At 55.7% G+C, this 25,764-nt stretch carries 26 protein-coding genes; 4 read left to right on the top strand and 22 right to left on the bottom strand.

Annotated elements, in window-relative coordinates; translation table 11 throughout:
- Positions 1-34 precede the first annotated feature (34 nt).
- The 9 genes from der to ndk form a co-directional block, all read right to left on the bottom strand.
- On the bottom strand, positions 35-1,522 hold the full coding sequence (gene der, locus NR114_RS14005) for a ribosome biogenesis GTPase Der (protein ID WP_020828148.1): 1,488 nt from the start codon (positions 1,520-1,522) through the stop codon (positions 35-37).
- A 254-nt stretch (positions 1,523-1,776) separates the two neighbouring features.
- Positions 1,777-2,958: an outer membrane protein assembly factor BamB gene (gene bamB / locus NR114_RS14010; RefSeq protein WP_046372905.1), complete on the bottom strand. Its 1,182-nt coding sequence runs from the start codon at positions 2,956-2,958 to the stop codon at positions 1,777-1,779.
- An 11-nt stretch (positions 2,959-2,969) separates the two neighbouring features.
- Positions 2,970-3,590, bottom strand: coding sequence for a YfgM family protein (locus NR114_RS14015; RefSeq protein WP_046372904.1), 621 nt, complete (start codon positions 3,588-3,590; stop codon positions 2,970-2,972).
- A gap of 13 nt (positions 3,591-3,603) precedes the next feature.
- Positions 3,604-4,878, bottom strand: a complete 1,275-nt coding sequence (gene hisS / locus NR114_RS14020) for a histidine--tRNA ligase (protein WP_256814381.1) — start codon at positions 4,876-4,878, stop codon at positions 3,604-3,606.
- A gap of 138 nt (positions 4,879-5,016) precedes the next feature.
- On the bottom strand, positions 5,017-6,138 hold the full coding sequence (ispG, locus tag NR114_RS14025) for a flavodoxin-dependent (E)-4-hydroxy-3-methylbut-2-enyl-diphosphate synthase (protein ID WP_020828152.1): 1,122 nt from the start codon (positions 6,136-6,138) through the stop codon (positions 5,017-5,019).
- Between the two features lie 47 nt (positions 6,139-6,185).
- Entirely contained in the window at positions 6,186-7,163 is a 978-nt protein-coding gene (rodZ, locus tag NR114_RS14030; protein WP_020828153.1) for a cytoskeleton protein RodZ, read from the bottom strand.
- Positions 7,153-7,902 (bottom strand): type IV pilus biogenesis/stability protein PilW, encoded by a 750-nt coding sequence (gene pilW, locus NR114_RS14035; RefSeq protein ID WP_256814383.1) that lies wholly within the window; start codon positions 7,900-7,902, stop codon positions 7,153-7,155. Before pilW ends, rodZ begins: the two co-directional genes overlap by 11 nt.
- A gap of 85 nt (positions 7,903-7,987) precedes the next feature.
- The gene (locus tag NR114_RS14040) at positions 7,988-9,184 is read right to left on the bottom strand and encodes a bifunctional tRNA (adenosine(37)-C2)-methyltransferase TrmG/ribosomal RNA large subunit methyltransferase RlmN (RefSeq protein WP_020828155.1); all 1,197 of its coding nucleotides are present in this window, start codon (positions 9,182-9,184) and stop codon (positions 7,988-7,990) included.
- Between the two features lie 237 nt (positions 9,185-9,421).
- Positions 9,422-9,847: a nucleoside-diphosphate kinase gene (gene ndk, locus NR114_RS14045; RefSeq protein ID WP_004952077.1), complete on the bottom strand. Its 426-nt coding sequence runs from the start codon at positions 9,845-9,847 to the stop codon at positions 9,422-9,424.
- A gap of 370 nt (positions 9,848-10,217) precedes the next feature.
- Here ndk and NR114_RS14050 point away from each other — a divergent pair, with 370 nt between their 5' ends.
- The 3 genes from NR114_RS14050 to NR114_RS14060 all read left to right on the top strand — a co-directional run bounded on the left by NR114_RS14050 (position 10,218) and on the right by NR114_RS14060 (position 14,004).
- Positions 10,218-11,255, top strand: coding sequence for a LacI family DNA-binding transcriptional regulator (locus NR114_RS14050; protein WP_256814385.1), 1,038 nt, complete (start codon positions 10,218-10,220; stop codon positions 11,253-11,255).
- 123 nt (positions 11,256-11,378) lie between these two features.
- A complete protein-coding gene (gene nhaC / locus NR114_RS14055; protein ID WP_116689959.1) occupies positions 11,379-12,818 on the top strand; it encodes a Na+/H+ antiporter NhaC in 1,440 nt (479 codons plus the stop codon).
- 1 nt (position 12,819) lies between these two features.
- Positions 12,820-14,004, top strand: a complete 1,185-nt coding sequence (locus NR114_RS14060; RefSeq protein WP_048762726.1) for a MalY/PatB family protein — start codon at positions 12,820-12,822, stop codon at positions 14,002-14,004.
- A 57-nt stretch (positions 14,005-14,061) separates the two neighbouring features.
- Here NR114_RS14060 and sseB read toward each other — a convergent pair whose 3' ends face one another.
- The 11 genes from sseB to trmJ all read right to left on the bottom strand — a co-directional run bounded on the left by sseB (position 14,062) and on the right by trmJ (position 23,073).
- A complete protein-coding gene (sseB, locus tag NR114_RS14065; RefSeq protein ID WP_020828159.1) occupies positions 14,062-14,892 on the bottom strand; it encodes an enhanced serine sensitivity protein SseB in 831 nt (276 codons plus the stop codon).
- Positions 14,893-14,983: 91 nt separating this feature from the next.
- Positions 14,984-16,279 (bottom strand): aminopeptidase PepB, encoded by a 1,296-nt coding sequence (gene pepB, locus NR114_RS14070; protein ID WP_165801822.1) that lies wholly within the window; start codon positions 16,277-16,279, stop codon positions 14,984-14,986.
- Positions 16,280-16,362: 83 nt separating this feature from the next.
- The gene (gene iscX / locus NR114_RS14075) at positions 16,363-16,563 is read right to left on the bottom strand and encodes a Fe-S cluster assembly protein IscX (protein ID WP_020828161.1); all 201 of its coding nucleotides are present in this window, start codon (positions 16,561-16,563) and stop codon (positions 16,363-16,365) included.
- A 32-nt stretch (positions 16,564-16,595) separates the two neighbouring features.
- Complete coding sequence (gene fdx / locus NR114_RS14080; protein ID WP_004952086.1) at positions 16,596-16,931, bottom strand: ISC system 2Fe-2S type ferredoxin; 336 nt, start codon at positions 16,929-16,931, stop codon at positions 16,596-16,598.
- A gap of 2 nt (positions 16,932-16,933) precedes the next feature.
- On the bottom strand, positions 16,934-18,784 hold the full coding sequence (gene hscA / locus NR114_RS14085) for a Fe-S protein assembly chaperone HscA (protein ID WP_256814389.1): 1,851 nt from the start codon (positions 18,782-18,784) through the stop codon (positions 16,934-16,936).
- 150 nt (positions 18,785-18,934) lie between these two features.
- Positions 18,935-19,456 carry a co-chaperone HscB gene (hscB, locus tag NR114_RS14090; protein WP_020828163.1) on the bottom strand — a complete coding sequence of 174 codons (522 nt, stop codon included), beginning with the start codon at positions 19,454-19,456 and terminating at the stop codon, positions 18,935-18,937.
- A gap of 62 nt (positions 19,457-19,518) precedes the next feature.
- Positions 19,519-19,842, bottom strand: a complete 324-nt coding sequence (iscA, locus tag NR114_RS14095; RefSeq protein WP_004952089.1) for an iron-sulfur cluster assembly protein IscA — start codon at positions 19,840-19,842, stop codon at positions 19,519-19,521.
- 125 nt (positions 19,843-19,967) lie between these two features.
- A complete protein-coding gene (gene iscU, locus NR114_RS14100) occupies positions 19,968-20,354 on the bottom strand; it encodes a Fe-S cluster assembly scaffold IscU (RefSeq protein WP_020828164.1) in 387 nt (128 codons plus the stop codon).
- Between the two features lie 24 nt (positions 20,355-20,378).
- Positions 20,379-21,593 carry an IscS subfamily cysteine desulfurase gene (locus NR114_RS14105; RefSeq protein WP_020828165.1) on the bottom strand — a complete coding sequence of 405 codons (1,215 nt, stop codon included), beginning with the start codon at positions 21,591-21,593 and terminating at the stop codon, positions 20,379-20,381.
- Positions 21,594-21,648: 55 nt separating this feature from the next.
- Positions 21,649-22,143 carry a Fe-S cluster assembly transcriptional regulator IscR gene (gene iscR / locus NR114_RS14110; RefSeq protein WP_020828166.1) on the bottom strand — a complete coding sequence of 165 codons (495 nt, stop codon included), beginning with the start codon at positions 22,141-22,143 and terminating at the stop codon, positions 21,649-21,651.
- Between the two features lie 195 nt (positions 22,144-22,338).
- Entirely contained in the window at positions 22,339-23,073 is a 735-nt protein-coding gene (trmJ, locus tag NR114_RS14115; RefSeq protein ID WP_020828167.1) for a tRNA (cytosine(32)/uridine(32)-2'-O)-methyltransferase TrmJ, read from the bottom strand.
- A 119-nt stretch (positions 23,074-23,192) separates the two neighbouring features.
- Between trmJ and suhB the strand changes: the two genes are divergently transcribed.
- The gene (gene suhB / locus NR114_RS14120; protein ID WP_020828168.1) at positions 23,193-23,996 is read left to right on the top strand and encodes an inositol-1-monophosphatase; all 804 of its coding nucleotides are present in this window, start codon (positions 23,193-23,195) and stop codon (positions 23,994-23,996) included.
- 67 nt (positions 23,997-24,063) lie between these two features.
- Here suhB and NR114_RS14125 read toward each other — a convergent pair whose 3' ends face one another.
- Together NR114_RS14125 and NR114_RS14130 are read right to left on the bottom strand one after the other, a co-directional pair.
- Entirely contained in the window at positions 24,064-25,086 is a 1,023-nt protein-coding gene (locus NR114_RS14125) for a nickel/cobalt transporter (RefSeq protein ID WP_256814392.1), read from the bottom strand.
- A complete protein-coding gene (locus NR114_RS14130) occupies positions 25,077-25,712 on the bottom strand; it encodes a DUF1007 family protein (RefSeq protein WP_256814394.1) in 636 nt (211 codons plus the stop codon). Before NR114_RS14130 ends, NR114_RS14125 begins: the two co-directional genes overlap by 10 nt.
- Between the last annotated feature and the right edge of the window lie 52 nt (positions 25,713-25,764).

The following is a 25,764-nucleotide window of genomic DNA, read 5'->3' on the forward strand; positions in this document are numbered from 1 at the left end:
GGGCGCGGTATGGTTACCGCGCCCCTTGTACTGATTATTTGCTTTTCTTCAGGTGGCTCATCAGGCGTTTACGTTTACGCATCTGGTTCGGCGTCAGCAGGTTGCGCTTGCCGGCGAACGGGTTTTCACCCTCTTTGAACTGGATGCGAATTGGCGTACCCATCACCTTCAGAGAACGACGGAAGTAGTTCATCAGATAGCGTTTGTACGAGTCGGCCAGATCGGTTACCTGGTTGCCGTGGATCACCACAATCGGCGGGTTGTACCCACCGGCGTGCGCGTATTTCAGCTTCACGCGGCGGCCACGCACCAACGGTGGCTGGTGGTCATCGGCAGCCATCTGCATGATTTTGGTCAGCATCGAGGTGTTCACGCGACGCGTCGCGCACTCGTAAGCTTCCTGTACCGATTCGAACAGGTTACCCACGCCGCTGCCGTGCAAAGCGGAAATAAAGTGCACACGGGCGAAGTCGACAAAGCCCAGGCGTAGATCGAGCATCTCTTTGACGTGCTCACGATCTTCTTCGCTCATGCCATCCCACTTGTTGACCGCAATCACCAGTGAGCGCCCACTATTGAGGATGAAGCCGAGCAGCGAGAGATCCTGATCGGAAATGCCTTCGCGCGCATCGACGACCAGCAGCACAACGTTTGCGTCTTCGATCGCCTGCAGGGTTTTGATTACCGAGAATTTCTCTACGGTTTCCGTTACCTTGCCGCGTTTACGCACCCCGGCGGTGTCGATCAGCACGTATTCGCGCTCGTCGCGGACCATCGGGATATAAATGCTGTCACGGGTGGTGCCCGGCATGTCGTACACCACCACACGCTCCTCGCCGAGGATACGGTTAGTCAGTGTGGACTTACCAACGTTAGGACGGCCAACGATTGCCAGCTTGATCGGCAAATCTTGCGGGTTGAAGTCGTCTTCCGGCTCTTCTTCCTCGTCTTCAGGCAGTTCACCTTCTTGCTCGGCCCAATAAGCAGCGTTAGCCTCTTCTTCGGTCAGCTCGACTTCTTCCGGTTTTTCACCGACAAACGGCACCAGCACGTGTTCGATCAGCTGCGCCACGCCACGACCGTGGGAAGCGGCAATCGCATGCACGTCACCCAGCCCCAGCGAGTAGAAATCGGCGGTGGCCATGTCTGGATCCATGCCGTCGGTTTTGTTGGCGACCAGGAAGGTGGCTTTCTGGCGGTTGCGCAGATGCTGGGCGATGCCCTGATCGGCAGGCATCAGACCGGCGCGGGCATCGACCATAAACAGCACGATGTCTGCTTCTTCGATCGCCAATAGCGACTGGCCAGCCATGCGGGTTTCAACGCCATCTTCGGTACCGTCAATACCCCCGGTATCGACGATGATGAATTCATTGCCCTCAACTTCTGCACGACCATACTTGCGGTCTCGCGTTAGCCCGGGGAAATCCGCCACCAGCGCATCGCGCGTATGTGTTAAACGGTTAAACAAGGTGGATTTACCCACATTCGGGCGCCCAACTAGCGCGACGACAGGTATCATTGTGAAGCCTCATTACTTAATAATCAATGCGTTACTGCACTATGGATAGACACCAGAAGTGCAGCTTATAAAATACGAAACGGCCCCTGAACACTCAGGAGCCGTTTTCCCCTTCATCTTTCGCGCCACAGCGGCGTTGTCTACGCACCTTCGCCCCGGTCACTTAGTTCACTAAGCTCCCGAGGACTCATGCGCTTGCCGCCTGGCTGCAACCCGAAAGCTTTCGGGTGCAAGAAGGGTCACGACGAGCGGCGTTAGCGGGTGAAAGCGTAAACTTTTCCGCCCTTCGCCTGGATGACCAGCTTATCGCCGGCTACCATCGGCGCAGACAGGAAGCCGGAGCTATCCACTTCCTGCTGGGCAACAAAACGGCCGTCCGTGGTGTTAATCCAGTGCAGGTAACCTTCGGAGTCACCGGTCACCAGGTAACCATTATACATCACTGGCGGGGTCAGGTTGCGGTGCAACAGCTCGCTCTGCGTCCATACGGTGACGCCACCTTCAGTACTCAGCGCGACCACGCGATCGTTCTGATCGACCAGGTAAATGCGGCCTGCATCAACGATAAAGTCGTTTACCGAGCCCAGTTCACGCTTCCACAAGATCTGGCCGGAACGCAGATCCAGCGCCGTCAGGTTGCCATTGTAACCTAATGCGTAGACAACGCCTTCAACAATCACCGGCGTAGTGTCGACATCGTTCAGACGATCGATTTCGGTCGCGCCGCTCGGCTGGGAAATACGCTGCTGCCAGATCAACTGACCTTGCTGCATCAGCACGGCACTGACGCGGCCGTTATCACCGCCGACAATGGCTGCGCCAAAGGCAACGGCCGGAGCAGACTCGCCGCGCAACGACAGTGAAGGCATATCCAGGTTAACCGTCCACTTCACTGCGCCATCAGATTCATTTAGCGCCTGCAATTGACCGTTGGAGGTATGGATCAGTACCATGCCGTCGCTGATCACCGGACGCGAAATCGCTTCACCGGCCACCTTGGTCTGCCAGGCTACCTTACCGTCAGCGGTGTTCAGAGCGTAAACAACGGCTTTCTCGCTGCCGACATAAACTTTGTCGCCCGCAACAGCCATACCGCCCGACAGCAGCGCCGGCAGGTTGCTGGAGAAGAAGCCGGTCTTCTCGGAGAGATCAACCTTCCACTTTTCGTTACCGCTGTCGGCATCCATCGCTTTCACGAGACCGTGGCGATCGGCAGCATAAATGGTGTTGTCCTGGAAAGCAGGACGCAGGTGAGAATAGAACTCACCGACGCCGTCGCCGACCGAGGTACTCCACGCCTTACTTGGCGTGAACTGATTTTCAACTTTCGGCAGCGGCGACATGGTAACCACGTCTTCTTCACTGTTGAACAGTGAGCAACCACTCAACAAGGCAACGGAAACCAGTCCGACCAAGAGTGTTTTACGCAATTGCATGGGAATTCCCCTTAGCTGGACAAGTTATTCAATTTCATGCGCAGCAGAACCTGCAGCGCCTGAGAAGCGTTAGACTCAATGCCTTTGCTGTACGCCTCGCGCGCACCTTTGGTGTCGCCTTTGGCCAACAGCACGTCGCCGCGCGTATCCTGCGCCATCGCCGCCCAGCCTTCGCCTTTCACGCCATCCAGCGTTTTCAGCGCTTCATCCAGCTTTTTCTCCTGCAACTGCACACGGGCCAGACGCAGGTTAATCATCGAAAGCAGGTTTTCATCTTTGGTCTGGCCCTGAGCCAGCACCAGCTGTTGGTCCGCTTTGGCAAAGTCGTTCTGCTCAACAAAATGCTTCGCCAGTTCCAGCGAGGCCAGCACGCCGTAGCTGTTGCTGTTGGCCTGGGCGAACTTCTCCGCAGCGGCCACGTCGTCCGGTTTACCGACCGCCAGACGATCGCTGGCTTCCTGATAAGATTGGGACGCAATCATCATGTTGGAGTTCTCGTGGCTCTGCCAGTAACGCCAGCCGACCAGGGCACCAATTCCGAGCACCACGCCCACTGCCAGCGCTTTGCCGTTTTCGGCAAAGAACCGACGCACGGCGTCGACTTGTTCGTTTTCAGTGGTATAGACTTCCACGGTGTCCTTCTCCTTAACCTAACATCAAAGCCAGACGCACAGCGACTTCGCTCTGCGCCAGCGTTTCTTGTTCACCACTGCGCAGGTCCTTGACGACCACCTGCTCGGCTGCGACTTCGTTCTCGCCCAGGATCAAGGCAACGCGCGCGCCCCATTTATCCGCACGGGTGATCTGCTTCTTAAAGTTACCGCCGCCGTAGTTGGTCATCAGTTTCAACTGCGGCGCGGCATCGCGAACACGTTCAGCCAACTGCATCGCCGTGCTCTGCGTACCGGCACCGGAAGAGATCACGTACACGTCAATGGTCGCCGGAGCTTTAAACTCTGGGTTGACCGCCTGAACCAGCAACACCAAACGCTCCAGGCCCATCGCGAAACCGACTGCCGGCGTTGCACGCCCGCCCAGTTGCTCGACCAGACCGTCATAACGGCCACCGGCGCACACCGTCCCCTGAGCGCCCAGACTGGTGGTCACCCATTCGAATACCGTACGGTTGTAATAGTCCAGACCGCGTACCAGGCGTTCATTGATGGTATATGGGATACCTGCCTGGGCCAAAAGTTCACACAGACCTTCGAAGTGGGCTTTGGATTCTTCATCCAGATACTCGGACAGGCGCGGCGCATCGTTCAACAACGCTTGCACTTCCGGGTTTTTGGAGTCCAGCACGCGCAGCGGATTGCTGTACATGCGGCGTTTGCAATCTTCGTCCAGCTTGTCTTGATGCTGTTCCAGGAACGCCACCAAAGCATCACGGTAATTGGCGCGAGCTTCCAGTGAGCCGATGGAGTTCAGCTCCAGCTTAACGTGATCAGCGATGCCCAGCGCTTTCCACCAGCGGGCGCTCAGCAGGATCAGCTCGGCGTCGATATCCGGACCCTGCAGGCCAAACACCTCGGCACCCAGTTGGTGGAATTGACGGTAGCGGCCTTTTTGCGGACGCTCGTAGCGGAACATCGGACCGACGTACCAAAGACGCTGCTCCTGATTGTACAGCAGACCATGTTCGATGCCGGCGCGAACGCAACCAGCGGTCCCTTCCGGACGCAGCGTCAGGCTTTCGCCATTGCGATCGTCGAAGGTATACATCTCTTTTTCTACGACGTCGGTCACTTCGCCGATCGCGCGTTTGAATAACGGGGTCTGCTCTACAATCGGCAAGCGGATTTCGCTGTAACCGTAGCCGCTCAGCACCTGCTTGAGGATGCCTTCAATACGCTGCCATAATGCCGTTTCTTCCGGCAGGTAGTCGTTCATGCCGCGAATGGCTTGAATGTTCTTTGCCACGTGAGTTCTCTGTCCGTTGTCTATAAAAATGAACCCGATTATAGGGACTTTGCCGTCCCGTATTCAACGCGAATGCAGAGTTCTGCTCCCGGGTTCATAAACAAGCGGGCTAAAAAGCCCGCCGCATCGGTATAATGCTTATTTTTCCAGCAGGTTGACCGAGATGCGATTGCTCTCATCCATCATCGACGCCTTGGCGCGAATTTTGGCTTCCAGCTGGTCAATCATCTGCTCGTTGTCGAAACGATCTTTCTGGCGCACGCCGTCTTCGTAGAAGCCGCTCTTTTTATGGCCGCCGGTAACGCCCAGCGTGGACACCAGCGCTTCGCCCGGCCCATTGACCACGCAGCCGATAATCGAAATGTCCATCGGCGTGATGATATCTTCCAGGCGCTGTTCCAGCGCGTTCACCGTACCGATAACGTCAAACTCCTGACGTGAACAGGTCGGGCACGCGATGAAGTTAATGCCGCGAGCGCGGATACGCAGCGACTTCAGAATGTCGAAACCGACCTTGACCTCTTCCACCGGATCGGCCGCCAGCGAGATACGCAGGGTATCGCCAATGCCTTCCGACAGCAGCAGACCCAGGCCAATCGCCGACTTCACCGAACCACTGCGTGCGCCACCGGCTTCGGTAATGCCGAGATGCAGCGGCTGATCGATACGCGCCGCCAGCAGCCGGTAGGATTGCACCGCCAGGAACACATCGGAAGCCTTGACGCTGACCTTGAACTGGTCGAAGTTGAGGCGATCGAGGATATCAACGTGGCGCATGGCGGATTCAAGCAGGGCTTCCGGCGTAGGTTCACCGTACTTTTCCTGGATGTCTTTCTCCAGCGAGCCGCCGTTTACCCCGATACGGATTGGGATGTTTTTATCGCGTGCGCAGTCCACAACTGAACGGATACGCGACTCGTTACCGATATTGCCCGGGTTGATACGCAGGCAGTCTACGCCGTATTCAGCCACCTGCAGCGCAATGCGGTAATCGAAGTGGATATCGGCGACCAGCGGCACGTTGACCTGTTGCTTGATCAGCTTGAATGCCTCGGCGGCATCCATGGTGGGGACTGAAACGCGGACGATATCGACGCCCACGCGCTCCAGCGCTTTAATCTGATTGACCGTGGCTTCGACATCGGTAGTACGGGTGTTAGTCATCGACTGCACAGCAATCGGCGCACCATCACCAATAGGCACATTGCCGACGTAAATTCGCGTTGATTTTCGACGGATGATGGGCGATTGGTTATGCATTACTTACTCTCCATTGTTGCTCTGACTTAACGACAATGGCCGCGCAATTACTGCGCGGCAACGGTCAGACGAGCAACACGGTTTGACTTAACAAACCGGCTTAAATCAACCGGCTTACCTTGATATTGAATCTGTACTGCGGCCGGTGCGCCAATGGTCAGTTTATAAGGCGCGGTGCCCGCCAGGCTCAGCTTACCGCCGTTCTTCTGGCTACCGCTGTACAACGTTTTGCCGCTGGCGTCAGTCACCTGCAACCAGCAGTCGGCGGTGAAGTTCATCACCAGCGCGTTAGGATCAACCGCCGGTGCAGCTACGCCCGCATCTGCCGTCGGCAACGGTGCGGTTGGCGCCGCAGGCGTTGTCTCAGGCAACGTGGTTTGGCTTGGTGAAACCACCGCAGGCTGCTGCGCGGTTGCACTGCCGGTCACGGCCGGAGTCTGTGATTGCTGTGCTGCTGCGCCCGCACCGGTGTCAACCGGTGTGGAGCCATTGTCAGCCAAAGGTGCGCTGTTGTCGGCATTGCTGTCGGTCAACGGTACAGATTGGCCTTCATTGTTTTGTGAAAGCTGGGCAGAAGATTGATCGGCCATCGTGGCGATCTCTTCCTGTTGGGCCTTGTGATTTTGCCACCACCAGGCACCGGTCAAGCCGACCACCACGAAAACGATCAACCAGGTGAAGCTCATCAGCCAGCCGTCGCGTTTTTTACGGCGCTTGCCCAGAGAGAAGCTTTGCATCGGAGCCACTTTCGCGACCTTCAACGGTGCCTGCTTGGCCAGCATCGGCAGCAGCTCATCCTCTGGCAAACGCACCAGCTTGGCATAGGAACGGATATAACCACGTACGAAGGTTGAAGCCAGATCTGCGGACAGATTGTCTTCTTCAATATCGCGCACGGTAGACATTTTGAGGCACAGGCGTTCTGCAACAGCCTGTTGACTCAACCCGAGTTGTTCACGGGCCTGACGCAGACGTTCGCCTGTCGTCATTGATACGGTTTTATCTTGGGAGGCTTCAGTATTCATTAGCTAAGAACTGCTGGTACTGTTTGGATTGTGGAAAACTTCGCGATAACTGCTTGCCATAACGTTGCACGCTATCTTGGCGCCCGGCTAACGCGGCGAAACGAATCTGTAACCATAAGCTGTCGGCGCTGGCCGGCAGAACATGTTGATAACTATCCAATAAAAGTTGCGACTGTGCGCGCTTCCCTTCTCCAAATTGCTTTTCTGCCTCCACCAACAGTGGAGTGCCCTTGTCCGGATCGATCTTCAAAGCACGTGTTAACAAAATACGTGCCTCGTCGTTTTGTCCGGCTTTGAGAAAACAGTAACCTGCGTTTTCCAGGCTGTCGGCAACCTGACCGTAATCCGGTGCCACGGCTGCTGCGCTAAACTGCTGTTGTGCCGGTACATACTGCCCTAAACTGCAAAGAAACGCACCGTAATTATTCAGCACTGTGCCATTGTTCGGCGCAAGTTTGAGCGCCTGCTGATAACGCTGTTCAGCCGCGCTGTTCTCGCCCATCCGCTGCTCGTAGAGCGCCATACCCAATTGGGTACGGTAATCCTGTGGGGCGGCGTCTGCCGCTTTCTCCAGATTCTGGCGCGCGGCGTTTAAATCGCCCTGCTTCAGATATTCCAGACCCAGTTGCAATCGCGTCTGACTGGCTTCAGGCAGCGCGTCTTTTTCTTCCGGCGCTGAACCGGAACAACCGGCCAGTAACCCGGCCGCCAGCAACGTACCCCACAGAATCAGCTTCATGCCTGCATTCATTTCCTTGTCTGATGTTACCTTGACGTCTTTTCACATAACAGACTGTAAGATAACAAAAATCATGCTATAGGATTCAGACCGCACGCACGGTGATAGGTTCCCCGGCCATTTTCTTTTTCAGGGTACGCTTGGTGCGGTCGATCACTTCACCCGCCAGTTGCCCGCAGGCGGCATCGATATCGTCACCACGGGTTTTACGAACAATAGTCGTAAAGCCGTATTCCATCAACACTTTGGAAAAACGATCCACGCGGCTGTTGGAGCTGCGGCCGTAAGGTGCGCCCGGGAACGGGTTCCATGGGATCAGGTTGATCTTGCATGGCGTGTCCTTGAGGACTTCCGCCAACTGGTGTGCGTCGTCGGTGCTGTCGTTGATATGATCCAGCATCACGTACTCGACCGTCACCCTGCCCTGATTGGCGTTGGATTTTTCCAGATAGCGGCGTACCGCAGCCAGGAAGGTCTCAATGTTGTATTTGCGGTTGATCGGCACGATGTCATCGCGGATCTTGTCGTTCGGCGCATGCAGCGAGATCGCCAGCGCGACGTCGATCATATCACCCAGCTTGTCCAGCGCAGGCACTACGCCCGAGGTCGACAGGGTCACGCGGCGTTTTGACAAGCCAAAACCGAAATCATCCAGCATGATTTCCATCGCCGGCACCACGTTGGTCAGGTTAAGCAAGGGCTCACCCATGCCCATCATCACCACGTTGGTGATCGGGCGCTCGCCGGTGACTTTCAGTGCACCGATGATTTTCGCCGCACGCCACACCTGGCCGATGATTTCCGACACGCGCAGGTTGCGGTTAAAGCCCTGCTGAGCGGTCGAACAGAATTTGCATTCCAGCGCGCAACCCACCTGGGAAGAAACACACAGGGTCGCACGGTCGCCGTCCGGGATATACACGGTTTCGACCTGCTGATCGCCCACCTTGATAGCCCATTTAATGGTGCCGTCGGCTGAGCGTTGTTCTTCCGCCACTTCTGGCGCACGGATTTCGGCGACGCTTTGCAATTTATTGCGCAGGACCTTGTTGATATCGGTCATCTGCTCAAAATCATCGCAGCAATAGTGGTACATCCACTTCATCACCTGATCGGCACGAAAGGGTTTCTCGCCCATTTTGGCGAAAAACTCACGCATTTGCTGACGGTTCAGATCCAGCAGATTAATTTTGGCCACAGCCGGTTTTTCCGCGTTAACGGATTGAGTAGTCAGCGAATTATTTTCAGACACGATGTGCTCGGACGTGATGGGTTCTAACATAATTGATCTCTGGCCTCGTTGTTACACTTTATGGCGCGAAAGAGTGGAAAGTAAGTGCGTCGCTCAGCCCATAGAAATCGGGCGACGGCGCTAAAAGCGCGCCCCTGACAAGATGACTCATCAGGGGCGCGGCATTGTACAAATTTTAGTAGTAGCTTTCCACGTCTGAAAGGCATTCAGGGCATTTTTATTGTTTCAGCCAGTGAATGCCATACTTCAGCGTCGAAATGACAGCAATTAACGCGGGCAGATTTCGCTTTCGTTGAAGAAGTAAGCGATTTCGCGCTGAGCAGATTCTACTGCGTCAGAACCGTGCACGGCGTTGGCAGTGAAGCTGTCCGCGTAGTCAGCACGCAGGGTGCCGGCCAGAGCGTTGTCTGGGTTGGTTGCGCCCATGATGTCACGGTTGCGCTGTACTGCATTTTCCGCTTCCAGGACCTGAACCACGATCGGGCCAGAGGTCATGAATTCAACCAGACCATCGAAGAATGGGCGGCCTTTGTGCTCAGCGTAGAAGCCTTCGGCTTGTTCGCGAGTCAGACGCAGCATTTTGGATGCGATGATTTTGAAACCGGCACGCTCAAAGCGAGCATAGATTGCGCCGATGTCGTTGTTAGCTACAGCGTTTGGTTTAATGATGGAAAAGGTACGTTCTACGGTCATGATGGCCTCTGTATAACTTCCAAAACAGGCCGGTCTGAAAACAGGTGCCGGCCTTCTCAAGTGGCGCAGATTATATGTGTGCCGTTAACGCTTGCCTACGGGAAAATCAACATTTCATTAAAAAATTATTATCCTGATTCTTCACTTTGCGGCCCAGAGCACAGGTTGTACGAACTCATACGGACCGAGTCTCAAAACGCGCTGCCGTTACCGACCCTTCCCTGCTTCACAACGAACTGCCATGCCGATCACAGTGCGTGGCACTCTGGGTTGAGTTTATGACTATATTCTTTTAAAACAAAAAGATAATAAAAATCATCCAGACTTGGCTCCGCCCACTTCGGCAGCCGCGAAACCAGCAGGAAATGATATGGCCACCATGAAAGACGTTGCCCGACGCGCTGGCGTTTCCACCGCCACCGTCAGCAGGGTGATCAACAGCACCGCTTATGTTGAACCCGTCACCCGTGAACGCGTTGAAAAAGCCATGCGCGAGTTTAACTATCATCGAAATGCCGCCGCGCTGGCGCTGGCGAAACGCAGCGGCAATATGCTGGGGTTGCTGACCGGTAACCTCGACGATCCGTTTTTCTCGCGACTAGCCCGAGGCGTGGAAGATATCACGCGCAAAGACGGTGTAAAATTGATGGTCTGCAGCGGTGGCCATCAGGCCGAACTGGAGAAAAACGGCCTGGATTTCCTGATCAATCAAGGCTGCGAATCGATTGTTGCCCACGTCACCCGCATGAGCGATGCCGATATTCTACGTTATGCCGCCCACACTCCGGCGATGGTGGTGATCAACCGCTATTTGCCCGCCATCGCCAATCGCTGCATCTGGCTGGACAACGTCAGCGCTTCTCAGGCTGCCACCCGAATGCTCATCGAGCGCGGACACCGCAACATTGCCTGCATCACCACAGATCTGCCGATCGATGACCGCAGGCAGCGTCTCGAGGGATATCGAACCGCGATGGCCGAAGCCGGGATTGCGGTGCCGGGTGACTGGATCATCAGCGTCCCCTTCAATGAGCAAGGGGGCGAAGCAGCGGCAGAGAAAATCCTCGCCAGTAAGCAGGCTTTTACCGCCGCGCTGACATTCAACGACGTAATGGCCGCCGGCATTATGCGCACCTTTCGCCAGCGGCGGATGAACCTGCCCGAAGATATCTCGATTGTCGGCTTCGATGACGTAGCCCTGGCAAAATACCTCCACCCGCCGTTGACTACCGTGCATTATCCGATTGAGAAAATGGCCCGACGCGCGGCCAATTTGGCGCTGCAACTCAATTCAGGCACCGCTGTTACGCCGCAGAACAATCGGTTTTCCGCTGAGCTGATCCTGCGGGACTCGGTGGCCTTTATGGAAAAAAATCCCCCATTTGAAGAAAACAAGGCCGCCAAGTGAGAGATCTCTCACATAACGCGTCTTCATGTAACCGATTACATCGCCAATGGCCCGTGCTCACACCTCATTCACTGCAAATTCATTAGGCTTGCGTCACATCCCCATCCTTAACCGGAGTTGTAAATGAATGACAAAAAGAAGCTCAACCTGGGGTTAGCGATGCTCCCCATTGTGGCCATGCTGTTGCTGCTTATCATAGGCTATGGCCAGTTGGGACTGCGGATCGAACCGCTGCTGCTGGCTTCCGCCGGCATTGCCGCTGCGCTGGCCTACTGGCAGGGCTACCGCTGGGACGACATCATTGATTCCATCGTCGCCAAACTGGCCAAAGCCATGCCGGTGATTATGATATTGATTTGTGTGGGCGGGCTGATCGGCACCTGGATGTTCAGCGGTACCATTCCTTATATGGTTTATTGGGGGCTCAAACTGATCAGCCCTCAATATATCCTGATCGCCGCGTTCTTCATTACCAGCGTGATTTCCGTGTGTACCGGTACATCCTGGGGGGCAGCAGGCACCGTCGGGGTCGCGCTGATGGGCGTAGCCGCCGGGCTGGATGTGCCATTGGCCGCCGCCGCGGGAGCTGTCGTTTCCGGGGCCTATTTTGGCGACAAAATATCCCCATTGTCTGACTCAACCAATTTCGCGGCCATCGTTGCGGACACCGACCTTTACAGCCATATCCAGCACCTGATGTATACAACGCTTCCGAGCTTCATTTTAGCGGCGGTGGTATATCTGATTGCCGGACACACCAGCGCCGTCGGCAGCGTGGCTACACCGGAAAAAGTCACCGAGATCGTGACGGCGCTAGAGAGCCTTTATCACTTCAACCTGTTGCTAATCCTGCCCCCGGTTCTGGTGCTGTGGGGCGCGGTGACCAAACGTCCGGTGATCCCGGTCATGCTGGCAGCCTGTGCGCTGGCTATCGCCATCGGCGTACTTCTGCAGGGGTTCAGTCTGCAACAAGGCTTAAATGCGCTGATGGATGGTTTTAACCTTTCAATGTTTGCCACTCAAGGGCACGGCATCAACGATATCGTCGAAGATGTGCCTCGCCTGCTCAACCGGGGCGGTATGTTTTCGATGATGAGTACCATCCTGCTGGTCTTCTGCGCCTTTTCCTTTGCGGGCGCATTAACCCTGACCGGGGCATTGACCGTCATCATCAATCGGCTGCTGAAAGTGGTTCACACTACCGGCCAACTGATCGCCGCAACGGTTGCAACCACCATTCTGGTCACCGGCGCCACCAGCGACGGCAAATTGGCGCTGCTGATCCCCGCTGAACTCTTCAAAGGCGCTTATCGCCGCATGGGCCTGGACAATAAAAACCTATCGCGGACCGTAGAAGATGCAGGCACCGTCATCGAACCGTTAATTCCGTGGACCGCCGCAGGCATTTATATGGCGACCACCCTGGGGGTCAGCACGCTGGATTTGCTGCCCTGGGCCATCCAATGCTACGCCGCCGTAGTATTCGCCCTGATTTACGGATTTACCGGTTTCGGCATTGCCAAGATACAGCCACAACAAGATTTACAGCGTAAGGAAGCCTGACGTGAAACAAACCGATTTTAACCAGATCATCAACCGCCACCACACCGGCTCGGTGAAATGGGACTTTATCGACCGCTATCTGCAGCTCGATGAAACCGATCTTTTGCCGATGTGGGTGTCCGATTTTGACTTTCAGTGTCCGCTGGAAGTCCGACAGGCGCTGCATCACCGCGTTGAACACGGCATATTCGGTTACAGCGAACGCGATGACCAGTATTACCAAGCGGTGATGGATTGGTTCTCAAAACGGCACCAGTTGCCTTTGCAGCGGGAGTGGTTCACCTCCATCGAAGGCGTGGTTCCCGGTCTGGCGATCCTGATCCAACTGCTAAGCCAGCCCGGAGATCCGATCGTGATCCAGGGGCCGTACTACGGATCTTTTGCCAAGATCGTTACCCTGAACGGCAGAGAGGTGCTTGAAAATCCTTTAGCCCTCGGCCCGCAAGGCTATCAATTCGACTTCGATCATCTGGAGGCGTGTTTTGAACAGCGCAAGCCCCCGTTGCTGCTGCTGTGCAATCCGCATAACCCAACGGGCCGGTGCTGGACCCGCGACGAACTGACGCAGTTGATGACGCTGTGCAGCCGCTATGGCGTAACGGTTATCTCCGATGAAATCTGGGCCGATCTGCTGCTGCCTGGCGAGACCTTCACCTCCGTGCTGCATCTGGACGAGAGCTGGCAAGACCATGTGATTTCTGCGACTTCCGCCAGCAAGAGCTTTGGCCTGTCGTCACTGCGCATCTCAAACTTCCTGATCCCCAACGATCAAACCCGAAATGCGTTTGTCGAACGCCTCAATGCCCATGGGTTGGATGTCTTCAATGCGCTGTCGATGACCGCCGCCACGGCCGCCTATCAGCAAGGGGAAACCTGGCTTGATGCTCTGCAGCAATATCTGGCAGACAACCGGCGCTGGTTTGAACAGGCCTTAGCCTATGCCGCCCCCTGGTGCAAAATGACCCGGGCCGAAGGCACCTATCTTGCCTGGCTGGATTGTCGCGCTTTGGGCCTGGATGACAATGCGCTTCAACAGGCGCTGATCCACCAGTCAAAAATTGCTGCCTCCATGGGCGTCAGCTTTGGGGAACAGGGAAAAGGATTTATCCGCCTCAATCTCGGCTGCCCGCGTCAATATCTTGAAAGCGCCATTGCAGGGCTTGCGCGATTAAAACCGTCGCTTTGATCAGCAGGAAAAAGCAAGCGCTACCGGCAGAATGCGCGCCGGTAGCGAAAAACAGGATTACTGGGTTTTGTCGGTCGAAGGAATGATATTACGCAGCCAACTGCCCCAGCGGCGCTGGTAGAAAGGTTGGGTATGAGTGATCAGGTAATGGCTGACCCCACGCTCCTTTTCAGAGACCAGACAAAAATCTACCGGCTCGTCGTTGGGCGCAGTTTCGCTGGCAACGCTTCCGGCTTCGTTGATCAGCGCTTCAATTTCCGCCGGCTCACCGTCCACTTCCAGTCCGACCAACAGATTTGGTTTTTCGTCGACCGCCTGATCGTGCATCAGTGCCAAAAACGCACGGCGCACTGGCTTGCGTTGACTGAAAAGCGTGGTCAAGGCATCGACCATCGCCGACGGGTACTCCTCCGGCTGACCCAACAGGATCTGGGTATCCTTGTCGATATAACGTTCCGCCGGTTTGGCTACGCCACCGGTGGCCAGCAGCATTGCCACTTCTTCAGGATAAAACTCTTTGCCGTACTCGGCTTTAGGGTTGAGGAACAGATCCGCGCCCTGAGTGATTTCGAACAATACCCGCGCCGGCATGGCGATAAACGGCTGTTCGTCTTCAACGGCCTTTTGCAGCGCTTCTACCGAGCTAAAAAACGGAATGATGCTGCCGCCGTCCTGTTTTTCCCAGTGCTGAATATTCACCGGCGTATCGGCGTTCAGCGTGATGTCACCGCCATGCTGTACCTGTTCGCTGTCACCGAGGATCAACACCGTCGCGTCGAGCAACTCACGGAAAAACGCCGGGCGATGGGCCGGCTCGGTCACCGCCAGCTTCAGCAGGCGTTCAAGTTCGTTTTCGCCTGTGGCGGTATCGTGATGGTGAGAACTCATGACAAACTCCAGCAATCAAATAACGGGGCCCAGCATGCTGGGCCCCGACAATAAAACGACGTTCAAGCCGCCCGCCAAGGCGAGCATGCCATTATTTGGCTTTGCTCAGCAACAGGTTGGCCAGGGCACGCACACCCAGACCGGTCGCACCGGCAGACCATTGATCCACCGCACCCTTACGGTAAGTGGCGGAGCAGTCAATGTGCAACCAGCCTTTCTGATAATTCTGCACAAAATGCGACAGGAATGCAGCCGCGGTGCTGGCACCGGCAGTGTAGGCCGGGCCGGCAATATTGTTCAGTTCAGCAAAGTTGGACGGCAGCTGGCTGCGGTGGAACTCAGCCAACGGCAGGCGCCAGAAAGGCTCTTGCTCGGCAGCCGCGCTGGTCAGCAGTTCCTGTGCCAAAGCATCATCGAAGCTGAACAACGCATGGTAATCGTTACCCACCGCCGTTTTCGCCGCACCGGTCAGGGTGGCGCAGTCGATGATCAACTCAGGGTTTTGTGCAGAAGCATCGATCAGTCCGTCAGCCAGTACCAGGCGCCCTTCCGCATCGGTGTTCATAACCTCAACGGTTTTGCCGTTACGATAACGGATGATGTCGCCCAGTTTGAAGGCGTTACCGCTAACCATGTTATCGGCGCAGCACAGATAGAGTTTCACGCGCTGTTTCAGACCACGTGCCGCCGCCAGCGCCAGTGCGCCGGTAATGGTGGCCGCACCGCCCATATCCGCTTTCATGGAATCCATAAAGGCACTTTGCTTCAGGCTGTAGCCACCGGTGTCAAAGGTGATGCCTTTGCCCACCAGGCAAGCAAATACCGGCGCTTCCGGGTTGCCGGTCGGGTTGAAGTCCAGTGCCAACAGCACCGGTGAACGATCGGAACCCCGGCCCACGGTGTGAATACCGGCGTAGTTTTGCTCGCGCAGATCTTCACCCTTGGTAATACGATAGCTGACGGCATCGCAGCCAACGTCACACATCAGATCAACCGCGCGCGTAGCCAGTTGTTCCGGCCCCAGCTCTTCCGCCGGCATATTGATGGTGTCGCGTACCCAATCGACGATCTTCAGACGCTGTTCCAGCTCTTTGCGTTCCGCTTCCGGCAGCTCTGCCCATTCGACGCTGCGCTTGCCTTTTGGCCCGCGGAAACCTTGCCAGAACGCCCAGCTGTTCTCCAGATCCCAGCCATCGCCGGCCAGTTTGACGTTCTTGACACCTTGGCCGTCAATCTTGCGGGCAGCACGCTGGATGCCCCCCAGCTTGTCGTTGCCGATCAGGTGAATGGTCATTCCTCGATCATCAGTGCTCAGCAGCGCTTTTTCGCCCCAGCGAGCGTCGGCAGGTTGGTTCGACAGCGTTACCTGCATGAATTCAGTTGTCATAGCCTTCTTACTCCGGATTATTCTTTTATTAATCGTGTCGGATACAAAATAAACGGGCCGCCTATGGCAGCCCGTTACGCTATTTACTCCGCTTCATCTAACCAGACCAGCAGGATCGCTTCCAGTATTTTCTCATTGGAAGCCTGTGGATCGTCATCAAAATCTTCCAGATCGCAAATCCACTGATGCATGTCGGTAAAACGTACGGTTTTCGGATCGGTATCCGGGTATTGGTCGTACAGGGCTTCGCCGATTTCACGGCTATCGGTCCACTTCAGTCCCATTATTATCTCCAGCTCTGCGCCGCGGCTAGCAATTAATGCTCACGCGCATGGTTAACGGTATAACGCGGCATTTCGACCACCAAATCTTCGTCGGCCACCAGCGCCTGGCAGCTCAGGCGGCTTTCCGGCTCCAGACCCCAGGCCTTGTCCAGCATGTCGTCTTCCAGCTCGCTGCTCTCTTCAAGAGAGTCAAAGCCTTCGCGCACGATGCAGTGACAGGTGGTGCAGGCGCAGGATTTCTCGCAGGCGTGCTCAATTTCGATACCGTTGCGCAGTGCAACGTTGAGGATTGACTCCCCTTGCTCAGCTTCCAGTACCGCCCCCTCCGGGCATAAATCTTGATGGGGCAGGAAAACAATTTTAGGCATGATTAAACCTCATCCACAGAATGGCCAGCCAGCGCACGGCGAATGGAAGCATCCATGCGGCGCGCGGCAAAGTCTTGCGTTTGTGCATCTAATGTTTTTATTGCGGCTTCGATAGCGGCAGGATCGGTGCCCTGCGTCGCCTGTTGCAAAGCTTCCACCGCCGCGGCGATCGCCGTACTTTCGGCCTCGCTCAGTAAAGCAGCATCGCTTGCCAGTGCGCCCTGCAGGCTTTCCAGCACCCGAGACGCCTCAACCCGCTGTTCTGCCAGCTTACGTGCGCCAACATCGCTCTGCGCATTGGCCATCGAGTCTTTGATCATACCGGCGATTTCGGCATCGGAAAGGCCATACGACGGTTTAACCTGAATCGAAGCCTCAACGCCGGTGGATTTCTCCATCGCGGTAACGCTCAACAGGCCGTCGGCATCCACCTGGAAGGTGACGCGAATGTGTGCGCCACCGGCAGGCAGCGGCGGTAAGCCGCGCAGCGAGAAACGCGCCAGCGAACGGCAATCCTGTACCAGCTCACGCTCACCCTGCAGCACGTGGATCATCATCGCGCTTTGGCCGTCTTTAAAGGTGGTAAACTCCTGGGCACGCGCCACCGGAATGGTGGTGTTGCGCGGGATCACTTTTTCGACCAGACCGCCCATGGTTTCCAGACCCAGCGACAGCGGGATCACATCCAACAGCAGCATGTCGCTGTCCGGTTTGTTGCCCACCAGAATATCGGCCTGAATGGCGGCACCGATGGCGACCACTTTATCGGGATCAATCGAAGTCAGCGGCGTGCGGCCAAAGAACGCGCCTACCTGCTCACGCACCAAAGGTACGCGAGTGGAACCGCCAACCATCACCACTTCCAACACGTCTTCAGCATTGACGCCGGCGTCTTTCAGCGCACGGCGACAAGCCATCAGGGTGCGTTTAACCAGTGTGGCGATCAAGGCGTCGAACTGTGCTCGCGTCACTTCGCCCTGCCAACCGGCAACTTCCACGCTCACACTGTCGGCATCGCTCAGTGCTATCTTGGCGGCAATGGCCGCGTCCAGCAGTTGACGCTGAACGCCATGATCGCTACGGTCGGCCACGCCGGCCTGTTCCCGCAGCCAATCGGCCAGCAGGTGGTCAAAGTCGTCGCCGCCCAACGCGGAATCGCCGCCGGTGGCCAACACTTCGAACACGCCGCGGCTCAGCCGCAGAATGGAAATATCAAAGGTGCCGCCGCCCAAATCGTAAACCGCGATAATGCCTTCCTGCCCGGAATCCAGGCCATAGGCAATCGCTGCCGCCGTAGGTTCGTTCAGCAGGCGCAGCACGTGCAGCCCGGCCAGACGCGCAGCGTCCTTGGTGCCCTGGCGCTGTGCATCGTCAAAATATGCGGGAACGGTGATCACCACGCCGTCTAAATCCCCTTCCAGCGCGGTTTGCGCACGCACGGCAAGCGCTTTGAGGATATCGGCGGAAACGCCTACCGGGTTAACCGGTCCGGCGGCGGTCAGGATCATCGGCAAGCCGTTTTCACTGGCCTGGAACTGGTACGGCAGGTTCGGGTAACGCTGCTGTACGTCGGCCAGAGAGCGGCCCATCATGCGTTTGATTGAGCTGATGGTGTTGGCGGGATCCTGTGCGGCCTGCTGGCGCGCATCCCAACCGACACGCAAGGTATCAGCCTGATAGTGCACCACCGAGGGCAGTAAATCGCGCCCCTGAGCATCGGCCAGCGTTTCCGCCTGCCCGCTGCGCACCGTGGCGACCAGAGAGTTGGTGGTGCCTAAATCAATACCGGCAGCCAGACGGCGCTGGTGCGGCGCGGCGCTGAGGCCGGGCTCACTAATTTGTAATAAGGCCATATTGAAGCTTCCCATATCCTTCATACTTGAAGCTGCTTGGGTGTTGGCTGCCTTCACTCACCCCAGTCTCTTACTTGAGTAAGCTCCTGGGGATTCACTCAGTTGCCGCCTACAAGCAACTCCAATTATTTTGGGTATAAATGAAAAGAATTACTCAAAACCCAGCAGTTTTTCTTCGAGTTGTTCAACCTGTTGCTGGAGTTTGTCCAAAAAGCGTAGCTTACGCACGGTATCGGCGGCCTCGGGCCACTGCTGGTTATCCAGCTGCTGCACCATCAGCGCAGTGCGCTGTTTGACCGTTTCGTTCACCCGCGCGCCAAAGTCGGCCAGCAGGCTTTCCGCCTCCGCTTTGCGCTCAATGGCGTCGAGCTCTTCACGCAATTCCAGCTGTTCCATCAGGAAAGCGGTATCCCGCAGGGTATGCTGCTCGTTACCCAAATCAAAACCGTGCAAAGATAACATATACTCTGCGCGTTTTAATGGGTGCTTCAGCGTTTGGTAGGCTTCATTGATAGTCGCCGCCTGTTGCAACGCCATCAGGCGTTCGCGTTCCGGCTGGAGAGCATTGCGATCGGGATGGAATTGGCGTTGCAGATCCTGATAGCGAGATGCAAGCAGGCTGCCGTCCACGAGATAGCGAACTGGCAGCCCGAATAAAGTAAAGTAATCCATAGCGTGCTCTGGGCTTTATCGGATGAAGTTCCCCCGCGCCGGCGGGGGAGCTTGACGGACTGTCAGACGTTGAAACTTTCGCCGCAGCCGCACTCGCTTGAAACATTGGGGTTGTTGAACTTGAAGCCTTCGTTCAGGCCTTCCTTAACGAAATCAAGCTCGGTGCCGTCAAGGTAGACCAGGCTCTTGCCGTCAATGATCACCTTAACGCCTTTGTTTTCAAAAACGATGTCGTCATCGTTCATTTCGTCAACAAATTCCAGCACGTACGCCATCCCGGAGCAGCCAGAGGTTCTCACCCCCAGACGCAGGCCAAGACCCTTGCCGCGGTTATTCATAAATGCCTGAACACGCTGCGCAGCGCTGTCGCTCATGGTAATTGACATCACAACCTCATACTCAATATTCCCAACCTGTAGCAAAACCGATGTTGGGGGGCTAACCGGTGTAGGGGGCGAATATATTCGCCCCAATCAATGCGGACGCGGCATACAGCGCCCCTACACAAGAATTACTTGGCGTTATGTTTGCTCTTGTAGTCGGCAATCGCTGCTTTAATGGCGTCTTCCGCCAGGATAGAGCAGTGAATTTTTACCGGCGGTAATTCCAGTTCTTCGGCGATTTGGGTGTTTTTAATCGCTTCGGCCTGATCAAGAGATTTGCCTTTCATCCATTCGGTCACCAGCGAGCTGGAAGCGATGGCGGAGCCGCAGCCGTACGTTTTAAAACGCGCGTCTTCAATGATGCCTTCATTGTTGACTTTGATCTGCAGCTTCATGACGTCGCCACAAGCCGGTGCGCCAACCATACCGCTACCGACGCTAGGATCTTCGTTGTCGAAAGAACCCACGTTACGCGGGTTTTCATAGTGATCGATTACTTTTTCGCTGTAAGCCATGACCTTGCTCCTGAATCCTGAGAATTAATGATGTGCCCATTCGATGCTGTTGATATCCACGCCCTGCTTGAACATATCCCACAGTGGAGACAGGTCGCGCAGACGGCCAATGGATTTACGCACCAGTTGAATGGTGTAATCGATCTCTTCTTCCGTGGTGAAACGCCCCAGGGAGAAACGGATCGAGCTATGCGCCAACTCGTCGGTCATACCCAACGCGCGCAGCACGTAAGATGGCTCAAGGCTAGCGGAGGTACAGGCGGAGCCTGAAGAGACGGCAAGGTCTTTCAGCGCCATGATCAGCGATTCACCTTCAACATAGTTGAAGCTGACATTCAGAATGTTAGGAACGCCGTGTTCCAGGTCGCCGTTCAGATACACTTCTTCCATATCTTTCACGCCGTTCCACAGGCGGTCACGCAGCGTACGCAGACGCGCCATTTCGGTCGGCATTTCTTCTTTGGCGATACGGTAGGCTTCACCCATACCGGCGATCTGATGCACTGGCAACGTACCTGAACGCATACCGCGCTCATGACCGCCGCCGTGGATCTGGGCTTCGATACGGATACGCGGTTTACGACGCACGTACAGCGCACCGATACCTTTCGGGCCATAAATCTTGTGGCCGGAGAAGGACATCAGATCGACTTTCAGCTTGCTCAGGTCGATAGGCAGTTTGCCCACGCTCTGGGTCGCATCAACGTGGTAGATGATACCGCGTGCGCGGCACATTTCGCCGATCGCTTCGATATCCTGCACCACGCCGATTTCGTTGTTCACGTGCATGATCGAAACCAGAATGGTGTCGTCGCGCATCGCGGCTTCGAGGGCTTGCAGGCTGATGATACCGTTGCTTTGCGGTGCCAGGTAGGTCACTTCAAAGCCTTCACGCTCGAGCTGGCGACAGGTGTCCAGCACGGCTTTGTGTTCGGTTTTGCTGGTGATGATGTGCTTGCCTTTCTTTTGATAGAAATTGGCAGCGCCTTTAATCGCCAGGTTGTCGGATTCGGTTGCTCCGGAAGTGAACACGATTTCGCGCGGGTCAGCGCCAACCAGTTCAGCAATTTGGTTACGGGCGATATCTACCGCTTCTTCCGCCTGCCACCCGAAACGGTGGGAACGGGAAGCCGGGTTACCGAAAGTCCCGTCCAGAGTCAAAAACTGCATCATTTTCTCAGCGACGCGCGGATCAACCGGCGTCGTTGCTGAGTAATCCAGATAAATCGGTAATTTCATTGCTCTTGTGCTCCGTACATCACTTCCAAAAACTAAAAAAAGTATCGCCAGCTGCTTATGCGCGCAGATTAACGTTGATAGTTTCTTGCGGACGACCGTTGGCCGTGCGACGGGTATCGTTGTTTTGACGGTCCGCCACCACCAGCACTTCCTGGTTGTTCACCAGTTCAGCCAGCGTAATGTTGTTCAGGAACCCGCTGATGCGCTCACTCAGATCGCGCCACAGGGTATGGGTCAGGCAGCGATCGCCACCCTGACAGCCTTCTTTACCCTGGCAACGGGTTGCATCTACCGATTCATCGACGGCAGTGATAACTGCACCAACGGCAATCTCACCCGCGTCTTTGCCCAGCAGATAACCACCGCCCGGTCCGCGTACGCTGGCAACCAGGCCATTTTTACGCAGACGGGAGAATAATTGTTCCAGATAAGAGAGCGAGATACCTTGGCGCTCAGAAATATCCGCCAGAGGGACTGGCCCTTCCTGGGAGTGCAATGCCACGTCAAGCATAGCGGTTACGGCATAACGGCCTTTAGATGTCAGTCTCATAGCTAAGTGGTTACCTGTTGGTCAAACATGGCCGAAAGTCTGACATTCCCGAGTAAATCAGTCAACTATTTAACCTAGTAATTTACTCAAGTATTAGCACATTTTGTACTTAGCCATGCAAAATGCATATAAAATACATGTTATAACCCTTGGATAACTAATGCTATTACCGTTAACCGTTACGCAGCCCCAAAATTAATGACCTTGCTGTTTGTCCTGTTTCTCTATCGACGTCAGCATGCCGCGCAAAATATTCAGCTCTTGAGCTTCCGGCCGTGCGCGGGTGAATAAACGGCGTAAACGACTCATCACCTGCCCCGGATGGGACGGACGAATGAAGCCGCTATTTTGCAGCGTTTGTTCCAGATGCTGATAGAAACGTTCGAGGTCATCCACCAGCGGATACGGCGTCTCTTCCAACGGCGGCACGCCCGCCTGTTGACGATCGAGGTAAGCCACGCGCACTTCATAGGCCAGAATCTGCACCGCCATCGCCAGATTCAGCGAGCTGTAATCCGGGTTGGCAGGAATGGCGACGTGATAATGACACTTTTGCAGTTCGTCATTGGTCAGGCCGACACGTTCACGGCCGAAGACCAACGCCACTGGCGCATGCTCACCTTCGTGCACCGCGCGTACGCCGCATTCACGGGGTTCCAGCATCGGCCACGGCAAAGTACGTGAACGCGCGCTGGTACCCACCACCAGGCTACAGCCGGCAATGGCGTCGTCCAAAGTGTCAACAATAGTGGCGTTGCCGATCACGTCGCTGGCGCCAGCGGCCAGGGCGATCGCCTGAGAATCGGGTTTTATCAGCGGGTTAACCAGATAAAGGTTGGTTAGCCCCATGGTTTTCATGGCTCTGGCGGTCGAGCCCATGTTGCCGGTATGAGAGGTTTCTACCAGAACAATGCGGATGTTATGCAGCATACAAACTCTGAGCGTAGCGGAAAATCACAGCATCTTAACACAGCCGTAGGCATTTTACCGAACACCTGCTATACTTCGCGCCGTTTCCTGTTCTTTAACATCCTAGTTGGAAGATACCCATGCATCCGATGCTGACGATCGCCGTGCGCGCTGCGCGCAAGGCCGGTAACCTGATTGCCAAAAACTACGAAACCCCAGACGCTGTAGAAGCGAGTCAAAAAGGGACCAATGACTTTGTCACTAACGTCGATCGCGATGCAGAGCATCTGATCATCGAAGTCATTCGCAAGTCCTATCCGCAACATACTATTGTTACCGAAGAACGCGGCGAATTGGTCGGCGAAGATAAAGACGTACAATGGGTGATCGATCCACTGGATGGCACATCAAACTTCATCAAACGTTTCCCACACTTCTCAGTTTCTATCGCTGTACGCATTAAAGGCCGTACCGAAGTCGCTGTGGTTTACGATCCAATGCGTAACGAACTGTTCACCGCTACCCGCGGTCAGGGCGCACAGCTCAACGGTTACCGTCTGCGCGGCACCAACGCCAAAGACCTGGATGGCACCATCCTGGCAACCGGCTTCCCGTTCAAAGTTAAGCAGCACGCAACACCATACATCAACGTGGTTGGCAAGCTGTTTACCCAATGTGCCGACTTCCGTCGTACCGGTTCTGCCGCACTGGATCTGGCCTACGTGGCTGCCGGTCGCGTGGACGGTTTCTTCGAAATTGGCCTGAAGCCATGGGATTTCGCCGCGGGTGAACTGCTGGTCCGCGAATCTGGCGGCCTGGTGACCGACTTCGTTGGCGGCCACAACCACTTCAGCTCCGGCAACGTGGTAGCCGGTAACCCACGCGTTGTGAAAGCCATGCTTTCTACCATGCGTGATGAACTGAGCGAAGCGCTGAAGCGTTAATCGTGAAGTGGAAGTGAATGAATAAAGAAAAAGCGCTGCAATCACTGCAGCGCTTTTTTTATGCCTGCTAGCGGGAGAAAGGCCGAATGCCGCCGCCGAATTCCGGCTGGGCACTGGCGTATAACAACAACCCGGCAAACAGCAAAATCAAACCGCCGGCCAGCGCCAGCGAACCCCAGGCCACCGCACTCCAGGCAGCGGGAGCGCGTGAACGGCTGAGTCGCACCGCCAGTCGGCGGCTGTAATGCACCAGCAAGGCCAACAACGAGATAGTCAGTGAAGTGCCGAGCGCCATCGCCAATGCGGAAACCACTCCCCAGGCGAAAACGCCAATCACTTTGGAAAACAGCAACACCAGTATTGCCCCCGAGCAGGGCCGCATACCCATCGCCAGTACGATGGCAGTCTGTGTACGCCAATCGCTGCCGGCCTGCAGCTCTGTATCACTCGGCAAATGGCGGTGACCACAGCCACAATGCTCGCTGTGAACGTGATCCGCCGGCAGAGGTTGCAGGCTGTTGATTCGCAGCGCCGGTTGCGGACGCAGGGTTTTCAGCGCGTGATACAAACGCTTCAACGCGCGCCAAGTGAGCAGCACCCCAAGCAACATCACCAGAACAAAACTGCCCTTCTCCAACCAGAAACTGCTCTGATGCAACTGCCGTGATGACAGTTGCAGCACCACCAGCATCAGCGTTACCAGGGCGATAGCCACCAGCCCCTGCACCAACGAGGCGGCAAAGGTCAGTTTCAGGCTGCTTTTCAGCCGCGCCGGGTGGGTAGCCAGATAGGTGGCAATCACCACCTTGCCATGGCCGGGCCCGAGCGCATGCAACACCCCATAGCTCAGGCTGAACAGCATCAAGGCCAATCCGGCTTGCTGCGGTGCCGCTTTGACCTGCTGCAACAGACCGGCCATCTGCAGATGCAAACCTTTTTGCCACACCACGCTTTGCAACAGCAACTGCGGCCAATAGTGCCACGCCAACCGGGCACCCAGTGCCAGCAGCAGCGCAAACAGCAACAGCGGCCACAGGCTGAAGACCCAGTGCCGTTTACGCGTGACGGGCTGGCTGAGATTTACCGACATTGCAGGCTGACCTTCTGCGCAAACTGTTGCCCCAGCTCCATATCTTCACCGGGGGAATCGTTCTTATCGAGGGATAACGCATAAGCCTGCAAGGAGGAGTTCGGTTTTGGCGTCATCAGCTTGAACTTGCATTGAGCGGCCATTTCCGGTGGCAAATGCAGCGCCGTTTTATCTTTATAGGTCATATCGACAAAGTAGGTGGGATCGTAGGTGGCGATTTCAAACGGCTTGCCCGCCAGCGGCTGCGGCTCGGCCAGCGGCAACACAAACTCCAGCACCGCCTGATGCCCCTGACGCGACAGGTGATATTCAGTCGGCAGGTTCAGGTACTTCACTCGTTTGCCGTCGCGATACATGTCGGTGAAATAGTGTTGGCCAAGCACGTTGGCCATCACCTGCGCCGCCAACTTCTTCCACACTTCCGAGTCGTCTTTGGCGTTTTCCGCATCGTACAGCAGATCCGCCGAGGTAATTTCATCCATAACCCAAACCATTTTCAAGCCAACCAGCTGTTGATCCTTAGCCACGAAAGTGGTGTTCATATCAATAAAGCTGTGTGGGTGAGCGACAGCACCGGCGCTGAAAAGCGTCAAAAAACCGGCCAGAATAAATCGTAACTTCATCATCTAACGATACTCATTATTGTTATAAAGTAACATCAACCAACCTTAACCGTCG

The organism is Serratia sp. Ser99, from assembly GCF_024519545.1.
GTDB lineage: Bacteria > Pseudomonadota > Gammaproteobacteria > Enterobacterales > Enterobacteriaceae > Serratia > Serratia liquefaciens.